The 18,852-nt window shown below is 45.1% G+C and carries 14 protein-coding genes; 12 read left to right on the top strand and 2 right to left on the bottom strand.

Features of this window, described 5'->3' with window-relative positions; all coding sequences use genetic code 11:
* Positions 1-289 precede the first annotated feature (289 nt).
* From B5X68_RS21865 to B5X68_RS21810, 12 genes are all read left to right on the top strand, one after another.
* Positions 290-1,858, top strand: coding sequence for a lytic transglycosylase domain-containing protein (locus B5X68_RS21865; RefSeq protein ID WP_229208521.1), 1,569 nt, complete (start codon positions 290-292; stop codon positions 1,856-1,858).
* Positions 1,859-1,889: 31 nt separating this feature from the next.
* The gene (gene ruvA / locus B5X68_RS21860) at positions 1,890-2,480 is read left to right on the top strand and encodes a Holliday junction branch migration protein RuvA (protein WP_082216914.1); all 591 of its coding nucleotides are present in this window, start codon (positions 1,890-1,892) and stop codon (positions 2,478-2,480) included.
* A 182-nt stretch (positions 2,481-2,662) separates the two neighbouring features.
* Positions 2,663-9,745 carry a T9SS outer membrane translocon Sov/SprA gene (sov, locus tag B5X68_RS21855; protein ID WP_229208520.1) on the top strand — a complete coding sequence of 2,361 codons (7,083 nt, stop codon included), beginning with the start codon at positions 2,663-2,665 and terminating at the stop codon, positions 9,743-9,745.
* Between the two features lie 77 nt (positions 9,746-9,822).
* The gene (gene gcvH / locus B5X68_RS21850) at positions 9,823-10,203 is read left to right on the top strand and encodes a glycine cleavage system protein GcvH (protein ID WP_082216912.1); all 381 of its coding nucleotides are present in this window, start codon (positions 9,823-9,825) and stop codon (positions 10,201-10,203) included.
* A gap of 51 nt (positions 10,204-10,254) precedes the next feature.
* Complete coding sequence (locus B5X68_RS21845) at positions 10,255-11,538, top strand: dihydroorotase (RefSeq protein WP_082216911.1); 1,284 nt, start codon at positions 10,255-10,257, stop codon at positions 11,536-11,538.
* Positions 11,535-12,095 carry a DUF4199 domain-containing protein gene (locus tag B5X68_RS21840; protein ID WP_082216910.1) on the top strand — a complete coding sequence of 187 codons (561 nt, stop codon included), beginning with the start codon at positions 11,535-11,537 and terminating at the stop codon, positions 12,093-12,095. The genes B5X68_RS21845 and B5X68_RS21840 overlap by 4 nt, the downstream gene beginning before the upstream one ends.
* 42 nt (positions 12,096-12,137) lie before the next feature.
* On the top strand, positions 12,138-12,653 hold the full coding sequence (locus B5X68_RS21835) for a DUF4199 domain-containing protein (protein WP_082216909.1): 516 nt from the start codon (positions 12,138-12,140) through the stop codon (positions 12,651-12,653).
* Between the two features lie 36 nt (positions 12,654-12,689).
* Entirely contained in the window at positions 12,690-13,418 is a 729-nt protein-coding gene (gldF, locus tag B5X68_RS21830) for a gliding motility-associated ABC transporter permease subunit GldF (RefSeq protein ID WP_082216908.1), read from the top strand.
* A gap of 85 nt (positions 13,419-13,503) precedes the next feature.
* Positions 13,504-14,217, top strand: coding sequence for an RNA polymerase sigma factor (locus tag B5X68_RS21825; protein ID WP_310588654.1), 714 nt, complete (start codon positions 13,504-13,506; stop codon positions 14,215-14,217).
* The gene (locus B5X68_RS21820) at positions 14,214-15,098 is read left to right on the top strand and encodes an anti-sigma factor (RefSeq protein WP_082216907.1); all 885 of its coding nucleotides are present in this window, start codon (positions 14,214-14,216) and stop codon (positions 15,096-15,098) included. Before B5X68_RS21825 ends, B5X68_RS21820 begins: the two co-directional genes overlap by 4 nt.
* Positions 15,099-15,101: 3 nt before the next feature.
* Entirely contained in the window at positions 15,102-16,817 is a 1,716-nt protein-coding gene (locus tag B5X68_RS21815) for an FAD-dependent oxidoreductase (protein ID WP_082216906.1), read from the top strand.
* 147 nt (positions 16,818-16,964) lie between these two features.
* Complete coding sequence (locus B5X68_RS21810) at positions 16,965-18,125, top strand: DUF4062 domain-containing protein (RefSeq protein ID WP_082216905.1); 1,161 nt, start codon at positions 16,965-16,967, stop codon at positions 18,123-18,125.
* 141 nt (positions 18,126-18,266) lie between these two features.
* Here B5X68_RS21810 and B5X68_RS28990 read toward each other — a convergent pair whose 3' ends face one another.
* A complete protein-coding gene (locus B5X68_RS28990) occupies positions 18,267-18,425 on the bottom strand; it encodes a hypothetical protein (RefSeq protein ID WP_170916704.1) in 159 nt (52 codons plus the stop codon).
* A 109-nt stretch (positions 18,426-18,534) separates the two neighbouring features.
* Positions 18,535-18,852 (bottom strand): integrase core domain-containing protein (locus tag B5X68_RS21805; protein WP_141110380.1); only part of this gene is annotated, 318 nt, incomplete at its 5' end.

The raw sequence follows: 18,852 nt of genomic DNA, 5'->3' as shown, positions 1-18,852 counted from the left end.
AAATGCGATCGCATTTTTTTTCTTCCGGTGTTTTTAAACGATGTTTGTATTTACCCTCAAGTTACATAGTAAATAATCGTGCCGGAATGACAGGCGGTTTTTGAATGTTATTCCGAAGCGTAATTTTTGTGAGTTTAGCGTAAAATGTATTAGAGATTATTCTAGTTCATCAGGCAGATTTTCAGAACGATGGAAATCTTAACAAGGAAATTTTATTTGTAAGGAGTTCATTTACAAGTAGTAGCCATTGAAAACCGGGAATTGATTAACCTTCAAAAAACATTTATTGATGAGGATTTCGAAAAAAGTATTGTGGCTCGGAGCCGTGTGTGTAGGATTAGGAACTGTGCCGGCTATGGCAATTATTCCACAAGAGAAGTTAGCGTTCGAGCAGGATACACTGGAGAAAATATTAGCAGCAGAAGAAATGGCGATCCCCGCCTTGCCTGCCGTTGAAGAATTTGGCAACACACCGGCTATTTCCGGAGAGCTTTTGAAAGAACGTTTCGCTAAGCTCGAAAAGTCAATTCCCCTTACTTACCACAAAACCTCCCATGAGTTTGTAGAGTATTTTATTTATAAAAAGGCAGAATTCACTCAGACAATGATGGAGAAGATGCCGCTCTACTTCCCCATTTTTGAAAAAACACTGGCCAAGCACGGCTTGCCGACAGAGTTGAAATATCTGTCAATGATCGAATCGGGGCTTAATCCGACGGTTATTTCTCATGCAAGAGCAGGCGGTCTGTGGCAGTTTATGCCAGCAACCGGCCGTGAGTTTGGTTTATATCAGGATAAATACATTGACGAGCGTTTCGAGCCGGTAAAAGCAACAGAAGCAGCATGCCGTTACCTGAAACAACTTTACAACATTTTTGGTGATTGGGAGCTTGCACTGGCTTCTTACAACACAGGCCCGGGTAATGTGAAACGCGCCATGCGCCGCTCACGCGGAACCACTTTCTGGACAATCTATAATGTTCTTCCGCGCGAAACCCGCTCATATGTGCCGCAGTATGTAGCGATGAACTATATGATGAACTATGGCAATGACCATGGAATTTATCCGGCTCAAACCGAGTTCCAGATCCCTAACGACACCATTCACATCAATGGCTACATTGACCTGCTGGCATTCTGCAAAAACAGCAGCATTGATTTTGAAGATATTAAAAAGTTAAATCCCCAGATTACCAAGACTTCTTTACCAGACCAGACCCGGGATTTTGTGCTCAAAGTGCCTAGCATGCAGTACACTTACCTGGTCAGCAACCGAAATTCTATTATGGACTCCTGCACGCGCAGACTGCTTTTGCAGCCGAATGTGCTGGTAGCAAAACTGGATAGTGCAGCTTTGGATTCCATGGGCAAAAACCCTGCATTCCCTTATGCGATGGTTAGCCAGGAATCAACGTCTGAATACGATGAAGATCTTGACGAGGGGCGTGACGAAATAGTTTTACAAAAGACACGTACAAAAAGAGCTACACACACCGTTAGAAGAGGAGAGAATTTAAATTCGATCTCTAAAAAATACAGGGTGTCGGTTTCTGAGTTGAAAAGATGGAATCACCTGCGCCGCAACAGCATTAACAGGGGCCAGCGCCTGGTTATTCTGAAAGAAGTTAAAGAACCGGTTCGCTCGACAAGGGTTGCTGTAAATTCAACTCAGGCAGTTAAGAAAGAAATTGTTAGAAACGACAGACATACTAAAAAGCGTTACCACACAGTTCAAAAAGGAGATACCCTTTGGATTATATCACAACGTTACGGATTGGAAATCGGACAGTTAAAAAAGAAAAACAGGATCAGAGGAAATGCCATCAAACCTGGCCAAAAATTGATTATTTCCAGCTAGTGAACAAGCATCAATTACACATACTATTTATATGATTGCCTACGTTAACGGAACTGTAGTCTACAAAGATCCGGCTTATGCCATTATTGATGTAAACGGATTGGGTTACGAAGTTCGGATTTCTTTACAAACCTATACTTCACTGCCCGAACTGGGCGAACGTTGCAAGCTTGTAACGTTCCTGAATATACGGGAAGACGCCCACATACTATACGGTTTTTGGGGAAATGATGAAAAAAAGCTCTTCCTGGACTTGATCGGCATTTCGGGCGTAGGCCCGTCAACGGCTCTGGTCATGCTGTCGTCGCTTTCTTCATCAGAAATACGGCAAGGAATCATTGATGAAGACCTGCGATTGATCCAATCCATCAAAGGCATCGGTTCCAAAACTGCTCAACGCGTTATACTTGAATTGAGGGATAAAATCCGCAAGGAAGATCTGGTGTCTACCGGCCCAAGATCCATAGACAGTCCTTCCGGCACCGTGAAAAGCGAGGCACTGGCCGCACTGGTTACTTTGGGAATTCCTAAGGCCACTGCGGAAAAAAGCCTCGACGCGATCATCAAGCGTGAAGGTCAAGCGATCACCGTTGAGAATCTGATAAAACTGGCACTTCGATAACGGAACTGTAATGGTATTTGATAAAAAAATTTACGATAGTAAAGTCGTTTTGATGGATTTGATTGTAGCTGCAACCTTCTCTAAATAAGTATAATACCTTGTCATCAACGATTTACTCCTTTCTTTTTAAGGCGATAAGCATATCAACAGGCGCTGTTCTGTTAGCCAACGTATCCGTTGATATGAATGAACCTTATTCCGGGCAGGCGCAGGAGTGGGCGATTATTGCCGATACTGTAAGAGAAGATACTTCCAAAAAGAAAATAGACAGGTCTGGTAGTCAGCTTATTATGCGATGGAAAGATTTTTATTCCAACCGCGTTGCTGAACCACGTCCCCGTTCCCCATTCTACCTTCGTGACCCGGCAAATGTGTCTATTCAACTGGATAGCGCGGGTAAAGTTGCTGTTTCCGAAAGCATCCAAACTCCTGCCGGTAGTTTCAATTACCGCGCACCGGAACGGATGGATCTTTCAACCTATGACAAAATTCAGGAAGACAGGGCATTCAAAAGTTTGCTTCGTGAATATGCGGGCAGGCAGGATGGGAAAAGCGCCATGGGTTCGAGAGGACTCTTGCCAAAACTGGACATTCCGCCCGGTCTTTCCAAGTTGTTAGGAGACGATTTCATCAATTTCAAGCCCACCGGTTTCGTATCGCTGGATTTAGGCTTAATGCACCAATTTCTGGATAATCCTGCCATTCCGATCCGGCAGAGAAGAAATACGCAATTTATTTTCAATGAGCAGATTAGCATAAACTTTGATGCGCGGTTAGGCGATCAGCTGGGCTTCCAGACCAACTTTGATACGAAGGCCAATTTCAACTTTGAGAATGCAATAAAATTAAACTATAAAAATCCGGAAGAAAGTTTTATCCGGAAAATTGAAGCAGGTAACATTAACTGGGCCATTAACAGCCAGCTGATTCCCGGTGTTCAGAATTTGTTTGGTTTGAAAACAGATTTCCAGTTCGGAAGACTTAGTGCCACATTTGTTGCCTCACAGCAAAAATCGAGCAAGGAAAGGATCGTTTTAAGGGGCGGCGCACAAAGCAGGGACTTTGAGTTGCGTGCTGACACTTATGACGAAAACCGCAACTTTTTCCTGTCCCAATATTTCAGGAACATTTACGAAAAGTCGTTGCAAAATACGCCCACGATCACCTCGGGTGTGACGGTCACGCGTATGGAGGTGTATGTTACCAACCGCACAACCACAACAGAATCACTCAGAAATGTTGTCGGTTTCGCGGACTTGGGCGAACCGGCACCATACAAAGCGGCCAACCCAAGTTTACAGCCAATCCGTGCTACTTCGCCTGCTGACAATGCAGCCAATGGTTTGTACAAATCGCTGACCTCTAACGAATCTTTCCGTCAGGTAGATAATACGAACAGTGCTATCACCAGCCTTGGATTGGAAAGGACGGTTGATTACGAATTATTGCGTGGTGCAAAAAGACTGATTGCCGACCGTGATTATTCGTTTCATCCACAGCTCGGTTACATTTCTTTGACCAATGCATTGCGGAATGATGAAGTGCTGGCCGTTTCTTATGAGTATACTTTGAATGGAAGATCATTCAAAGTAGGAGAGCTAACGGAAGATTACCAGGCGCGCAGGGATAATGAGGTTATCGCATTGAAATTGCTGAAATCATCCACCATCCGGAACAACACAAAACTTCCGATGTGGAACCTGATGATGAAAAACGTTTATTCGTTGGGAACCAGCCAGATGGATAAGCAGGGCTTTCAATTACGCATTATTTATAAAGATGACCAAACGGGAATTGATAACCCGAATTTGCAGGAAAGCAACATTGCCAACATTCCCTTGATTCGTTTGGCGGGCTTAGATAGGCTAAACCCTGTAAATGACCTCCAACCCGACGGAAACTTCGATTTCGTGGATGGAATAACGGTCGATAGCAAGTCGGGCCGTATCATTTTTCCCGTGCTTGAACCATTTGGAAGTAATCTTTCAAGGAAATTTGGGGCCGGTGAAGAGCAGTTCAGGAATAAGTATGTATTCCAGGAGCTTTATTCAACAACCATGATCGATGCGCAGCAGATTTCTGAGCGCAATAAATTCTTCATCAAGGGTTCTTACCAGTCGAGCGGCGGGGCAGAAGTTCAGCTGCCATTTGGTGTGCTGGAAACTTCCGTAACCGTTACTTCCGGAGGCGTTCCGCTTTCACCAGGTTCCGATTACATTGTTGAAGCACAAATCGGGCGTGTCCGGATATTGAACAGCAGTGTGATGAACTCCGGCCGGGAAATTGTTATTGAGTATGAACGTCCCGATATGTTCCAGAATCAGATTCGTTCCTTGCTGGGAACACGTCTGGATTATATGGTGAGCCGAGATATGAGCATTGGTGCCACCATTATGAAGTATAGGGAACGCCCGGCTGGGTTTCTGTCCAGGGTTTCTATTGGAAATGAGCCGGTTAATAACACAATGCTCGGTTTTGATATCAATTTCAGAAAAGACGTTCCTTTCCTGACCAAATGGCTGGATGCATTGCCTTTGATACAGACCAAGGAAATGTCAAGCATTCAGTTCAAAGGTGAGTTTGCAAAACTGCTCCCAGGCGTTTCAAAAGACGTTAATAACCGGTCGTTAGTAGATGATTTTGAGGCTACAAGAACGATTTATGACCTTTCCAGGCAACCCCAAAAGTGGCGCTTAGCGGGTGTTCCGCCGAAGTTCAGGCAAGGAACGGATGGCAAAACATTGGATTATGCTTATAAGCGCGCAAAAATATCTGCTTACACGGTCGATAACATCTTCGGAGGCGCGCAAGGGCTTGGCGGCGGTGGCTACGATCCGCCGGGGAATTTTGATGACGACGATCGTAAATATTATTACGAAAGACTTTATCTACCCAATGAAATTTTCCCGAGACGCGCCATTGCAGGGCTTGTTTCCTATCCTCAAAATGTCCTTGACATTGCCTACTATCCAAGCGAGCGAGGCATGTACAATTACAATGCCGATCTGTCACCGGATGGCCGTTTGAAAAACCCGAGACAGAATTTTGGAGCGATCAGCCGGGCTATTACTTCTGATAATGACTTTGATAATGCCAACATTGAAAGCATCGAATTCTGGATGCTGGATCCTTTTATTAATGATGCCAAGTTAGGCGCGGTTAGGGACGGAACTGAGAATAAGCCCAATACGACCGGCGGAAAACTGGTTTTCAACCTGGGTGATATTTCAGAAGACGTGATCCCCGACGAGCGTTACAATTTTGAAAACGGGCTTCCTATTGTCCCAAGGCAAGTTGGTGTTAATGTCGATTCTACCGCATGGGGTTATGTCACAAAGTCGCAATATCTGATCAATGCATTCAGTAACGAATCCGGTGCGCGGGAGCGGCAGGATGTTGGTCTGGATGGATTGAGTAATGATGAAGAGCGTACTTTTTTCAAAAGATTCATTGATCGCCTTCCTGCTAACCTTACTCAGGAAGCAAGAGAACGGATCCTGAGTGACCCTTCGGGTGACGATTTTCAGTTTTTCCTGGGCGCGAGCCTGGACAGTGCGGATCAGAAAGTGTTGCAGCGCTACAAAAATTACATTGGCATGGAGAACAATTCTCCCGAAAGCCTGGGCAGAAATGCCGCGGTAACGCCTGCTTCGACCAATGTGCCCGACGGGGAAGACATGAATGTGGATAACACAATCAACGACAACGAGTCCTATTACGAATATGAACTGGACCTGAAACCGAACCAGCTGGCTGTTGGGAACGGATACATTGTGGATAAAACGGTTAACACCGCCGATGGCCAGAGCTGGTATCTTTTCCGCGTTCCGATCAAGGAGTTTTCAGGGGTCGTCGGCAATATGAACGGCTTTAAGTCAATTCGTTTCATGCGGATGTATCTTACTGATTTTCAGCAGCCTGTTGTCCTTCGTTTTGCCCAGTTGCAAATGGTGGGCCAGCAATACAGAAAATACACGTCAAACCTTGATGCGCCTGGTTTACAGGAAGTTCCTGAGCCGTATGATGCAAAGTTCACGGTTGGGACGGTTAGTATTGAAGAAAATGGCACCTCGGATAAAAGCAGCACTAACAAATATGTTTACCAAATTCCACCGGGCTGGATACGCGATCAGGACAACACACAGCGTCCTCCGCTTTTGCTGAACGAGCAATCCATGAGCATGTGCGTTACAGACCTCCGCGACGGCGATTCAAGGGCGGTGTTTAAGAATGTGAACCTGGATCTATTGTTCCGTAAAAGACTGCGCATGTATGTGCATATGCAGAATGAGCTGAATGAGGACCGTATGGTGGGCGCATTTATGCGCCTCGGAACAGACCTTACCCAAAATTACTACGAGATAGATCTTTCCGGTCTGCGGGCAACATTGCCGGGTCAGGATGCCGACCGGGATGTTTGGCCGGAAGAAAATGAATTGAACATTGCATTGGCCGACCTGATCGAAGCCAAAGCGCAACGCAACCGCCAGCTTGACCGCAATCTGAGCGTGCCTTACACGATCACGACTGCGGACGGAAAATACAAGCTCACAGTCGTTGGTAATCCCGACCTGAGTTCGGTGCGGGTGATGATGATCGGGATGCGGAACCCAAAATCCCAGGACGAAAGCGCGAAAAGCTTCTGTATCTGGGTGGATGAAATGCACGTGGAAGGATTTGATGACACAGGAGGGATTGCGGCCATTGCCCAACTGAATGCGAAATTGGCTGATTTTGCAACATTAACCGCTTCCGGAAGACTTGAAACATTCGGGTTTGGAAGTGTGCAGCAGCGCATCGGCGAGCGTTCCCGTAATTTTACAACGGAATATGGCGTCTCAACGAACATTGCATTGGACAAGCTTTTGCCGGCAAGCTGGGGATTCAGCATTCCGTTATTTTTGAGCTATGACCGGCATAATGTAAAGCCGCATTTCAATCCGCTCGACCCGGATACGCCATTGGAAACGTCGCTGGGGAATCTGCAATCGGACGAGGAACGGGATGGTTACCGGCGTATGGTGGAAGAAAATGCTGTCAAAAGAGGGATTAACTTTTCCAATGTACGGAAGATAAAAACCAAGCCGGGCGCCAAAAATCACTTTTATGATTTTGAAAACTTCTCCTTTACTTACGCATTCAGCGACGATAAGCGGAGGAACATTCTTACGCAGGAATATGCACAACGCAATTACCGGGGAGGCATTTCTTACGTATACAGCAGTCAGCCGAAGCCGATGGAGCCATTCAAAAACTGGAAAGCAACCAGTCGCTGGGCGGATATTATCAAAGATGTAAACCTTACATTGCTGCCGAACATGGTGTCCCTTCGCACGGATGTTGATCGCCGGTTCCTGAAAACACAGCTGCGTAATGCTGATCTGACCACGGATGGAATTCAGCCATTGTTTGAAAAATATTTCTGGTTCAACCGTTACTATGACCTGAGCTGGAACCTGACCCGGAACATGACATTGAGCTACAACTCAACGGCCAACTCGATCATTGACGAGCCAATGGGTGACATTAATTCTGCAGAGAAAAAAGATTCACTCTGGACCAATTTCAAGAAGCTGGGCAGGATGAAGAATTTTGACCAGAAAATTGACCTTACTTACCGATTGCCATTAGACAAAATCCCGCTTGTAGACTGGATGACGGCCGATTATAAGCATTCCGTCGCCTATCAATATCAGGCCAATGCTTTTGGACTAAAAGACACATTAGGGCTGCCTTTCGGGGACATTATCCGTAACAGCAAGGAACGCGGAATTACGGGTAAGGTGGATTTTGTGCTGCTTTATAACAAATTGCGTTATCTGAAATTTGCCAACACACCCTCGGCAGGACGTAAGAATTTTGCAAGAAGCCCGGGTGATATTGAGGAAATTGATATGCGCACAACGGACATTCTGAAAAGCGTAACGCGTGCTTTGATGACCGTTCGGGGGATTAATGTGAGTTATTCGATTCAGGAAACAACGGCGCTTCCGGGTTACCTGCGCGCACCGAAATATTTTGGAATTGACAACACCAATGCACCCGGACTGCCATTTGTGCTGGGACAGCAGGATCGGAATTTCCAGATTAAGGCGGCTAAAAAAGGCTGGATTACAAAAAGCGAACAGCAGAATATGCCGTTCCAACAGACCATTGCGAAGAATTTTTCTGCCAACACCACATTGGAACCGTTTAAGGATTTCAGGCTGATCATTGAAGCGCGGCTTACGAGACAGGATGCTTACCAGGAGTTTTACAGGCCCGATGCGTCCGGCGAGTTTGTGTCACAGAGTCCGTTGCGAAATGGGCAGTTCAGTATGTCGTTCTTATCCTTCCGGACGGCTTTTGCGAAAATGAAGCGGGATAACTCTTCGCCGGTTTTTGATAAATTCAGGGCTTACCGTGCGATTTTGAGGGATAGGTTGAATGCAGAGAATGAAAGCGGTGGAGAATATAACGAGACTTCCCAGGACGTTTTGATCTCGTCCTTCTTTGCGGCCTACACGGGCAAAGATCCGGCGACAGTTCGGACAAACCCCTTCCTGAAATTCCCGATGCCAAACTGGGATCTGAGTTATAATGGACTTTCGCAATTGGCGGGTTTCAAACGTCTTTTCAGCTCGTTTACATTAAGGCATAAATACATGTCGCAATACAGTGTCGGAAATTTTACCTCTTCACTGGATTACGAAGCACTTTATGTGAATTTGTCTGTTACGGGATATCCGCTGTCATCGCGGTTGAACGAGTTAGGTCAATACATTCCGGTGTTCTCCATGAGCACGATCACATTGTCTGAGAAATTCCAGCCGCTTGTTGGTGTGGAATTCAGGACGCAGAGCAGGGTTACCGCACGCATTGAATATAACCGCGACCGCACCATTGCATTGAACTTGTCCAATTCGCAAATGGCGGAACTGTTCAATCAGGATGTGACGGTGAACATTGGTTTTACCAAAAACAATGTGGCCATTCCGTTTAAAATCAATGGTGTTAAGAAGAAGCTGAAGAATGATATGACCATGCAGCTGGGACTTACTTTCCGCGATACGAGATCCATACAGCGGAAGTTTGACGGGGAGAACATCCCGATTGCGGGTAACATTAACTTCCAGCTCCGTCCAACGGTGAATTACATGGTTAACAACCGTTTGAGTGTTCAGTTTTATTTCGACAGGACATTTAATGATCCGTTGGTTTCCAATTCCTTCTACCGTGCAAGCACTTCGGGGGGCGTGCAGCTAAAATTCAATTTAGCTGAATAGCTTTTTGATTTGGAAAATACGGCCGACATCCTGTAATTTGCGTTACTAAAGATGTTTACAACTTACCTGATCAAATCATGAATTTCCCGTCAGAACTTAAGTATACAGAGGATCACGAATGGATTCGCATCGATGGCGATATAGCGACCATCGGCATTACGGACCATGCACAGAATGAATTGGGTGACATTGTGTACGTCGATATCAATACGGTGGGAGATGCCCTTGGAAAAGGAGAGGTTTTTGGGTCGGTTGAGGCGGTTAAGACAGTTTCTGATTTGTTTATTCCTGTTGCCGGAACTGTGCTGGAAGTGAACGAAGAACTGGATGGCGAACCTGAACTCGTTAATACAGATCCTTACGGACGCGGTTGGATGGTGAAAATCAGTTTATCCGATCCTGATGATGAGAGTGGTTTAATGTCCGCAGAAGAATACGAAAAGTTTATAGGTGCCTGATATTAGGTTGAAGCTCCGTTTGGAGCTTTTTTTTTGTTTTGAAATACGCATATGAAATTATTAATTCGTTCAGTTCAGATCATTGACAAAAAATCTCCGTTCAACGGACAGGTTAAGGACATTCTGATTGAAGGCAAAAACATTAAATCAATAGGGGATAAGCTTGACGGAGGGGATGCGGAAGTGATAGAGGCGGATGGCTTGTGCGTGTCTGCTGGATGGGTGGATATGCGCGTAGCATCCCGTGATCCCGGCTTCGAGCATAAAGAAGATTTGACATCAGTCCGCGCCGCAGCGGCGCATGGAGGCTTTACGGAAATTGTGTTGCTTCCCAACACCGAGCCGGTTGTGCATAGCAAGGATACATTGAACTACATTCGTCAGTCGGGCAGTGGCGGGCTGGTAAAACTGCACGTGGCAGCCGCGGTAACCCGCAAAGCCGAAGGTGTAGATTTTACCGAAATGATCGATCTGCATGAAGCCGGCGCCATAGCATTTACGGATGGCGAGCATCCCGTGCAGAATGCCGATTTGTTTTTGAAAACCATATTATACTTGCAACCGCTCAATGCGCTGCTGATGAACCGCCCGGAAGACAGGCAACTGACACTCTACGGGCAGATGCACGAAGGCTTAACAAGCACTTTGATCGGCATGAAAGGGATTCCTTCGCTGGCCGAGGAAATGATGCTTAACCGGGACCTTAAATTACTCGGGTATGCGCTCGAAAAGAGCATGTACAAGTCTGATTCCCCGGCATTGCATGTCTCATTGATCTCTACAAAAAGAGCCGTAGAACTTATCCGGGAAGCGAAAAAGAATGGTTTGCCTGTTTCGTGTGACATAGCCGCGCACCAGGTTGCATTCACAGACAGCGATCTGATCGACTTTGATACAAATCTGAAAGTGAACCCGCCATTCCGCTCGGCGGAAGATGTAAAGGCCATTCGGGAAGCACTCGCCGATGGAACGATCGACGCCATTGTTTCTGATCACAATCCGCACGACGAGGAAAGTAAAAACCTGGAATTCGATCATGCGGATTTTGGTATGACTGGCCTGGAAACGGCTTTTTCGGTGGCATTAATGCATAGCGGATTAGCCTTGCAAGACATTATCGGGAAGTTCACTACCGGACCGCGACGTATTTTAAGATTACAAGATCCTTTATTGGAAGAAGGCGCATTGGCCAACCTGACTTTCTTTGAAAAGGACACAAACTGGACATTTAATAAAAGCTTTTCGAAATCAAAAAATACACCATTTCTGGGACAAGAGCTGCGTGGAAAAGTGAGAGGCGTTGTCAATAACGGAAAACAGGAATGGTATTTATGAAATCGATTATCGCATATTTTAACAAACCCCTTTTAAAAGTCTCCCTGATATTTGGATTGATCACCGGGGTGCTTGTTTTTCTTTTTTTTCTGGGACTTTACTTCATGGACATTGTGCCATTGGGAAATAACAAGATCCTCGATTTTGGCATACATATTATTTTGATCGCCGGCGCTTGCTGGTATTTCCGCAAATATGTCGGCAATGGATTTTTGCATTTGTGGGAAGCACTGACTATCGGTTATGTGGTGAACACGTTTGGCGCACTGATAGCAGGGTGGCTGATTTACTTTTTTGTTACTTACGCAGATCCATCCGTTTTCACCGATTATCTTGCCGAAATGAAGGCATTAATGCTTGAAGGCAAAGCGGAGCTGGTGAAGAACATTGGGGAAGCTGAGTTTACCAAAATGTACAATGGCGTAGGCAGCATGCAGCGTTCGGAGATCATTATGGACGAGGTGAGTAAGAAAACGGTGATGGCCATCATCCCGATCCTCGTCATTTCGCTTATTTTCAGAAAGCAGGACTACGGTGTGTTTCATAATAAACCTTAAATTTGATTACCAGGAAATTGCCTTACCTAAACAACCTTTAGAATGGAAGAACAAGCCTCAACTGCCCGTGTAGCGTTGAAATACGGCGTGCTGGCGTCAGTGGTGATCATGATTTATACGACAATTATCAACATTGCAGGATTGTCACAGAACAAGATCTTATCCTCTTTGGCGTTTGTTTTCATGATCGTGGCCATTGTTTTGGCTATGAAGGATTTTCGTGAAAAAAATAATGGTTACATGACCTATGGCGAAGGACTGGGACTGGGCACATTGGTTTCTGCCGTGATGGGTTTGCTAAGTTCTGCCTTCACCATGTTCTATATGCAGTTCATTGATAACACGTTACTGACGCAGGGAATGGACAAAGTGCGCGAGGATATGGAGCGTAAAGGCATGGACGATTCGCAAATTGACCAGGCTATGGAGCTTTCGCAAAAATTCATGTCGCCCGGGATTGTGTTTGCGATCGGTGTTTTCGGCTATGTACTCACCGGCCTGGTTATTTCACTGATCGTGGCAGCCATTATTCGTCGCGAAAAGCCGGTTTTTGAATAAAATCTGAAAGCATATTGCCGCTTAAATTTCTTAAATGTGTTTGCAATTTTTCAAAAGGAAATAGGGAGCTTTTTCAATTCCCTGATCGCCTACATTGTAATGGCCGCTTTCCTGACTGCGATCGGCCTGATCGTCTGGGTTTTTCCTGATTCCAATATTCTCGATTATGGTTATGCAGATCTGGGTTCGTTCTTCCAGCTGGCCCCGTATGTGCTGCTTTTTTTGATCCCCGCCATTACAATGCGCTCAATTGCCGAGGAAGCGCGGAACGGCACATTGGAATTGCTGTTGACCAAACCGTTGCGCAACAGCGAGCTTGTTCTCGGTAAATTTTTTGCAAACTGGGTTTTGGTGGCGATCACGCTTTTGCCTACGCTCATCTATTATTACAGCGTTTATAAGTTAGGGAACCCCGAAGGCAATGTTGATTCTGCCGCCGTTTTTGGCTCGTACATTGGGCTGCTGCTGTTTTGCGGCGTACTCGTTTCCATGGGAATCTGGACCTCATCTTTGACCGATAATCAGATCGTAGCGTTCATCGTGAGCGTCTTCATTGCATTCATTTGGTATGTAGGTTTTGGAGCATTGGCACAACTTGCAGGAGTAGGAATGGTGGCTGAGTTGCTTAATTGGGCAGCACTGGATCAGCAATACCTGGCGTTAGGAAAAGGGCTCGTGGATTCCCGAAACATCATTTATCTATTGAGCCTCATTGCATTGTTTCTGTTTCTGGCCCATATAAGGATAGAAAAGATAAGGAAATAGGTGATTTTCCTGACCTTTCCGCAAGAGTTGGCGCCTCGTTGATCTTTTCTTGTGTGTTGTTCGTATATGAATAAAAAAACACACTATGATCAACACATTGTATACCCATGCCGGAAGGCCTCCTTTATCGCAGGTGATCAGCGTTTTTGATGGCTTTAACCCGGTCGCAATAATTTACAATAACGGTGACCGGTTCTTCAGAAATTTCGTTAGATTGCCAATTCATAACATACAATTAAATGTTAAGCAACTCTTGGCGACTAGTAAGTTAAAATACTCGGAAGAGGAATTGGTGTTAGCTCTAAAGAGAAACGAGCGAACAGCTTTTGAATTTCTGTACGACCATTACTCAGGCGCTTTGTTTAATATCATTTCAAAAACGTTGAGGGACGAGGAGAGGGCCGCGGATGTGTTACAGGAGTCTTTCTTAAAAATCTGGAAGAATATCGCTTCTTATAATCCGGAAAAAGGAAGATTGTTTACATGGATCATGAATATTGCACGGAACGGTGCGATAGATGCCGCGCGAGTCGAGGGGAGAAAACCAGCGATGGATGATATCGAAAACAAGGCAGTCCTGAACGAAAGGGACGTGTATGAAGATTCACTGACATCAAGTTCGGAGATGAAAGCAATTGTGAACATGCTTCGGCCCGAAAGGAAGATCCTGATAGATATGGCCTATTTCCAGGGCTATACCCATGAGGAAATTTCCGAAGAGCTGAGTATCCCATTGGGAACTGTTAAATCCAGGATCCGGACAGCATTACAAGAGTTAAAACAATACTTTGCAGTATGAATATCCAAGCCTACATAGAGTCCGGTATATTAGAGGAATATGTATTGGGCACTGTTTCTCCTCAGGAAAAACAGGAAGTGGAGTGTATGTCTCATATTTATCCCGAGATAAAAGAAGAGCTGCTACGGACTGAAAGCGCATTGGAAGAATATGCACTGAAACATCAGACACCACCTCCTGCATCATTGAAAGAGTCGCTTTTTGCAAAAATGAACTTTGATTCCGCTCAGGGAACAGAAGATAACAATGTTGAAGAGCACACAGGTGAAGCCGTAGATGTTCAGCCGACGGCAGTAACAGGCACCATTCGCCCCGTGGCGCAGGATGAGCCCAGGGTTATCGATAATGTGTTTGATCCCGTTGAAACAAAAGTGGTGACGCCGTTCTGGGCTAAACTCGCCATTGCGGCATCCGTTTTACTGGCCCTATTTGCAGGCTGGTCGGCTACGCAAATGTCTAGGTTGAAGCAGGATAATGAGGAAATGGCCTCCAAAATGGGAACGATGGAGAAAGAGTTTGGTTATGCCCAGTCGCTAGCCAGCCTTTACCGCAATCCGGAATACAAAACCGTGCATTTGGCCGGGTTGGAAAAATCACCGCAAAGCTCTGTCTCAGCATTCTGGCACACGGCAACCAACCAGGTTTTACTGGATATCCAAAATTTGCCAAAACCGCCTGCCGGCAAGCAATATCAGCTTTGGAGCATTGTGGACGGGAAACCTGTGGACATTGGCATGATCGATAATGAGTTTTCAGGGAGAGTCCTTAAAATGAAAAATACAAAACCCGGCGCAGTCGCTTTCGCTATTACATTGGAAAAAGAAGGCGGTAACCCGACCCCAACAATGGAAGAAGTGTATGTGATGGGGAAAGTAGTTTAAAAAATGAAGCGTAGAAACTTCCTCGGAAGCATTGCCCTGGGAGGCAGCTTGCTTTCGAACAAAGAAAATGAAATAAGAAATCCGGATTCTTTGCAGCAGTCGAAAGACCCTGCAAAGAATCTTTTTTTTGAGGCTGATATGGTTGTTGCCGGTGGCGGGTTGGGCGGTTGTGCGGCAGCACTGGCCGCATTGCGAAATGGCCAATCGGTGATCCTGACCGAAGAAACCGACTGGCTCGGCGGCCAGCTTTCGCAGCAGGGCGTCCCGCCAGACGAGCATCAATGGATTGAAACCCACGGCGCAACGCAGCTTTACCGCGATTTCAGGACGGCTATCCGACAATATTATATCAAACATTACCCGCTAACCGAAGAAGCCAAAAGCAGGAAGCATTTGAATCCGGGTGACGGCGCTGTTTCGCGCCTCTGCCATGAGCCGCGTGTAGCGGTAGCCGTTCTCAACGATATGTTCATGCCCTACATCAGTTCGGGCAAGTTGACGCTGTTGATGCAACATAAAGCCGTTGCTGCCGACGTAAAAGGTAACAAGGTTCAATCATTGGAAGTGGTTAATGTCAAAACAAAAACACGCTCCAAACTCTCTGCGCCCTATTTTGTAGACGCCACAGAACTTGGTGACTTGTTGCCAATAACCGGAACCGAGTTCGTAACCGGCACCGAATCCAAAAGCGAAACCAACGAGCTCCACGCACCCGAAAAAGGCAATCCCGAAAATAACCAGGCATTCACCGTTTGTTTCGCAATCGATTACCGGCCAGGCGAAAATCACATAATCGAAAAGCCCGCTGAATACACATTCTGGAAGGATTTTATGCCAAAAATGGCAAAACCCTGGTCAGGAAAGCTGCTGGATCTGTCTTATTCCAATCCAAAAACATTAGAGCCAAAGCAGCTCGGATTCAATCCGACGGGCATCAAAACGGGTGATATGCTGAACCTCTGGAATTACCGCCGGATCATCAGCAAAGACAATTTTGAACCCGGAACCTACGCAGGCGACATTACCATCGTCAACTGGCCCCAAAACGACTACTTCCTGGGCAATCTGATCGGAGCCAGCGAAAATGATTTTGAAAAACACCTCAACCGCGCCAAACAGCTCAGTCTATCCCTGCTATACTGGCTCCAAACCGAAGCCCCGCGCCCGGAAGGCGGCAAAGGCTGGCCAGAAATCCGCCTCCGCAAAGACATTATGGGAACCGAAGACGGTCTGGCCAAATATCCCTACGTCCGCGAATCCCGCCGCATCAAAGCCCTTTTCACCATCAAAGAAGAACACGTAGGAGCCGAAAACCGCGCCATAGCAGTCGCCAACGGCGCCCCAGGCCCCAAAGAAAAAGCCGCCAACTTCCCTGACAGCGTAGGAGTAGGCTACTACCACATCGACCTGCACCCCAGCAGCGGCGGCGACAACTACATTGATTTCGCATCGCTTCCATTCCAGATCCCGCTAGGCGCACTCCTGCCTATACGCATGGAAAACCTGCTTCCTGCTAATAAGAATATTGGCACTACGCACATTACCAATGGCTGTTATCGTTTGCATCCAGTTGAATGGAGCATTGGGGAGGCTGTTGGGTTGTTGGTTAAATTTGCTGTTGGTAAGCAAGTTACTCCGCGAAGAGTGAGAGAAGATAAGGAGTTGTTGGGTGGGTTTCAGGTGTTTTTGGTTGGGGAGGGGGTTGAGTTGGAGTGGTGAGAGGTTGGGAAGCATACATTTTGGCAAATAATCTATCCAATAACGCTCCTTAAATGGTCAATACCTTGTACTTTGTGGAGTTACTTAATTTTCTCTAATTTGAGAATGCCTGTAAATGAATAAATCTGTACAAAAAATGTCGAACTTATGAGTCAAGTAAAAATCTTTGTTAGCTCGACTTGTTTAGATCTTGTACAAATCAGAAGTAGCTTACAGCAGTTCATTGTTGACGCAGGGCATCAATCGATTTTATCGGAGTACTTCAACTTTCCCATTGATCCTAGTGACGACACAATCGAGAATTGTATTCGAAATGTGGGTTTAGCTGACATACTTATCTTAATAGTTGGCAGTCGCTACGGATATGTCACAAAGACTGGCAAGTCAATAACCGAGCAAGAGTACTTATCTGCAAGAACACGAGGTATCCCAATTTACATATTTGTTAGCAAGATTTTAATTGATAATCTTCCTAAATGGAAACTTGATAAAGGTGCTGACTTTATGGCAATCGTAGAATCAACAAAGGTCTTTGAATTTATAGAGGAGCTTCGTGAAAAAAATGGAGATTGGTGTTTTCCATATGAGTCGGTAGAAGAAATAACAGCGACACTAAAATATCAACTATCTTTCTTGTTTAAATCTGCGCTAGATTTAAGACTTAAATATAGGGAGAATGCTCTCCCATATTTTCACAATAAGATTTCAGTTCAAGCCATCAATATTATTCTACTTAGAAATAAATATTATGAAGTAAAATTCTTTCTCCAAGTATTGAAAGATGAGCTTCGAAAGTACGAACACGTTAAGCTAGATTTAGAATTCCTAGTGCTACCAGCCTGTGAGAGAGTAATCAAATCCAAAGCGGAATTAGTTTCCTGGTTAGAAATAGGACTTGAAACCAGCACTAATCAGGGTGATGCTCTAAATACTCTGCTAAATGAAGCTGCAATGAAGTTTTACGGAGAGCCAGGTAATCCATCTGATCTGAGTGGATTGTATTACGCGGCTCGTGGAATAGCGCGTATTTATAAAATGATGATAGATTGGTCACTTTATATTCGATCAACTTTGGTTCCTCACGAATTTTTGTTAGTAAGAAATTTATTGTCCGAATTTCTAATTCCAGCTCTTGACGATATTTGGGCATATCCTGACAAATCGATGGCTAATGTTGAAAATGCAATCGCTATTGTGACTTCCGATCCTAGCCAATCTCGCAATGTCGACTTGGTACTCAAATTAACTATTGATAGTCAGAAAGTGGGACTCTTTACTTCTGAATTGGAGAAAATAAAAAAAACATAGCGATGTGTTTCTCTCTCCTCAGACTCACTACACGTTTTTTACAATAGCATTGTCAAAATGAATATTTATAGTAAGCAATAAGGAGTAATCACTATCAACACAATGAACATCACTTTGTTGGTGCATCCTTCAAAGTTTATGTTACTTCTCCCAAGGCTTAATTTTTACAATTTCATTGCCCCTCATCACAACAAGCGGAGTTCCTTTTTGCTTCTTGAACTCAACCACTTTTTCATGAGTTTTTTTAATTCCCAATAAAATTTTTTCTTGTAATGCCAGCTCCTTTTCAATTTCGCTCATACAAATTCCGAAGTTGATTAAATTTCTCTTTTTGAAATATTTTTAAACTATAATCTCTTGATCGCTTTGCGATTAATTCCTCGTCTTCAAAGTGTATGTACCCCATTTTTCAGACAGCCATTTGTTGTTGTATTTCTTTTTTCAGCAGCAATTCTTTCCATTCAAAAGGGGTCATATTGCCGAGTCCTTCATGAGGTCTTCGCTGGTTATACTCTTCGATCCACTCCGCTGTTAATTGTCTGACCTGGTCAAGGTCGAAAAATAAATAGGCGTCCAATACTGCTTCTCTGTAAAGCCTATTAAACCGTTCAATGAACCCATTCTGCGTGGGTTTTCCTGGTTGGATAAACCGAGTTTCGATATTCCTAGCTGCACACCAAATTGCAAAATCCTTCGAGGTGAATTCTGGTCCGTTGTCCGACCTGAT

Origin of the sequence: Dyadobacter psychrophilus, assembly GCF_900167945.1 — a bacterium.
In the GTDB taxonomy this organism is placed as follows: domain Bacteria; phylum Bacteroidota; class Bacteroidia; order Cytophagales; family Spirosomataceae; genus Dyadobacter; species Dyadobacter psychrophilus.
The sequence above is the reverse complement of the archived record's forward strand: the minus strand, read 5'-3'. Positions and strand labels throughout refer to the sequence as shown.